This is a genomic window from Okeania sp. SIO1H4 (assembly GCF_010672695.1).
In the GTDB taxonomy this organism is placed as follows: Bacteria; Cyanobacteriota; Cyanobacteriia; order Cyanobacteriales; family Microcoleaceae; genus Okeania; species Okeania hirsuta.
The window spans coordinates 1-2,315 of record NZ_JAAHGB010000163.1; the positions used below are offsets into that span (position 1 = coordinate 1).

At 35.6% G+C, this 2,315-nt stretch carries 3 protein-coding genes; 1 reads left to right on the top strand and 2 read right to left on the bottom strand.

Annotation, left to right across the window (positions count from 1 at the left end; genetic code table 11):
- Positions 1-271 precede the first annotated feature (271 nt).
- Positions 272-718: a TetR/AcrR family transcriptional regulator gene (locus F6K06_RS33370; RefSeq protein ID WP_287245195.1), complete on the bottom strand. Its 447-nt coding sequence runs from the start codon at positions 716-718 to the stop codon at positions 272-274.
- 156 nt (positions 719-874) lie between these two features.
- Here F6K06_RS33370 and F6K06_RS33375 point away from each other — a divergent pair, with 156 nt between their 5' ends.
- Entirely contained in the window at positions 875-1,312 is a 438-nt protein-coding gene (locus F6K06_RS33375) for a carboxymuconolactone decarboxylase family protein (protein WP_124142663.1), read from the top strand.
- 148 nt (positions 1,313-1,460) lie between these two features.
- On the opposite strand, the gene F6K06_RS33380 is transcribed toward F6K06_RS33375, so the two are convergent.
- Positions 1,461-1,778: an STAS domain-containing protein gene (locus F6K06_RS33380; protein ID WP_124142662.1), complete on the bottom strand. Its 318-nt coding sequence runs from the start codon at positions 1,776-1,778 to the stop codon at positions 1,461-1,463.
- Positions 1,779-2,315 lie beyond the last annotated feature (537 nt).

The following is a 2,315-nucleotide window of genomic DNA, read 5'->3' on the forward strand; positions in this document are numbered from 1 at the left end:
TTGTCGGTAGAGTTTTTCCAACTCTTCGATACTTTTGTGTGGTTCTAGCTTTAACAATCTCGGCATGGCGATCGCCCAACTCTTACTATTCATCCCTTAATTTATCAGGTTTAATTTTTTTATACCGATGCTACCGGATTTGATATTATAAAGCGACAAGTCTAATAGTTGTCAAAAATGGATCGACCTGCCGGAAACTTCCTTCTGCTATTCCCCGCTCCAAAATATCCATTAAAAATACAAAGCTATCTTGCCAACCAGTTAATTTTCCCTATTTACCCTGATTTTGAATTGCTTCATGGAACCACAGTCTCCCTCTATAGGGATGAGATGCTTCGTAGGCGATCGCTGAATGTATTACCATTTTCAAAGCTACTTCTGCTGGCAACTGCTCCAGGTGCGACTGCTGAATAATTTGATTAAGTTCTCTGACCAAGCGTTGAAAAACCTCCTGATACAAAGCATCCTTACTTTTGAAATAATAGTAAATCATGGCTTTTGTTACTCCTGTACGAGCTGCGATCGCATCTATCTTTGCCCCAGCTAAACCATATTTCGCAAATTCCTCCTCTGCTGCATCTAAAATTTCTGCTTTTGTTGCTTCTCGATCGCGCAACCTTTCTTTCTTCTTAGGCGATGGTTTTTTCTTGCCTTGATGCTTCACAACTGTTATAAATAGACTCCCAAAAAATTTACTGCCTTGATATGAAAAGGCCAAGCTTTACACTAATTACTATGGCCATATTTTGGCCTTAATCCTTAGCTAATTAATATTAGCATTTGCTTCGTTAACTCTTGACAAACAACATTTAAAAGCTTTATTTAGTTACTAACTAAATATTTAGTTAGTAAAAAAAAAGAAGAGGAGCGACAGATGGCACATATAGATATACCATTAGGCTTTCCCGGCATTGCGGGTTTAATGAAATATCGACCGGATACAGGTAAACTGTTGTTAGAATTGAGTGAAACCTTGTTGAGAGGAGACTCACCCCTATCAGTTGAGGAGCGGGAACTAATAGGTGCTTATGTATCCCGCCGAAATGAATGTAACTTTTGCACGGGTGTTCATGGTACAGTTGCAAAACAACTACTCAAACACAATAGTAATTTCGTTGATGCAGTTTATGACAACGTTGAGAATACAGATATTACCGACAAACTTAAAGCGCTACTGAAAATAGCAGCAAAAGTACAGCTTGGTGGTAAACAAGTTTCTGAAGATGATATTCAACAGGCAAAAAACGTAGGTGCAACAGATAGAGAAATTCACGACACAGTAATTAATTGCAGCAGCTTTTTGTATGTTTAATCGCTATGTAGATGGTTTAACAACTACATTTTTTGCTGATGTCCACAGTGACAACATAACAGTATATGATCCTTCCTTTCTTTTGAGTTGTGAGTTCTAAATCATCAAATAACGTACTTGTCCAGATTGATAATATGAGAACAAAAAGTTAGTTTACTAACTGAGTATAGTTAACATTTTTCACATTCTGCTTAATATTAAATTTTCTGTCTAGTCCAGTAAGTTCTAGATAATATTTAACTGTATCGTTCAAATTTATTAGATATAAGTTACAATTATTTTTCTTAGCAATACGATGTAATGTGACCAAAGTCACTAATCCATAATTATTAATGGAATGGATAGTGGCAAGGTCTACTAAACAGCAATGTTCTGAGCTATTAGATAGAATTTGTTTCAACTTCTGTTGTAGCAGAGAACTCTTTTTTTTATTAAAGTCACCTAAAAGACGAATTAAGAGTGCCATGACTTTTCCTACCTTGCTAATTTTAAATACAAGGTAATTATCTAATATTGTGATGTAGGTAGTAAGTGATTCCCATAAGTATAACTTAGTGATAACATGAAGCTTAGTTAGTGATACTTCTGTTGACTAACTAATGATATAGATCACAATTGATATTAAGCCGGAACAAGAAAATTCCAATGGCTAATATAATCACTAAAATAGGTGCTATACTAAGGAAAAGGCAACAGTGGGAAAAACATTTCTCTGTCTAAGGTTCATGATCGGTCTATATCCTAACTAACTCTTTGGCCTGATATAGATAGCTCACAAGAGCAAATCAGACAGTGGTTTTAGCATTAACATTTCAGAAAATGGCAAAAAATTAAATTTTTAAGTAAACAAATGAAAATAAATAGGGAACAGTAGGAGAGTTTCGACTTAGTTAACAATTTGCGCAATTTATTGACATAATACGCTAGTTCTCACAGGCAAGTAGTAACGAGGGTGACGCTTTGTATCTTCTGCACTAATCCCTGCTATTCGCATTTCTGGGGT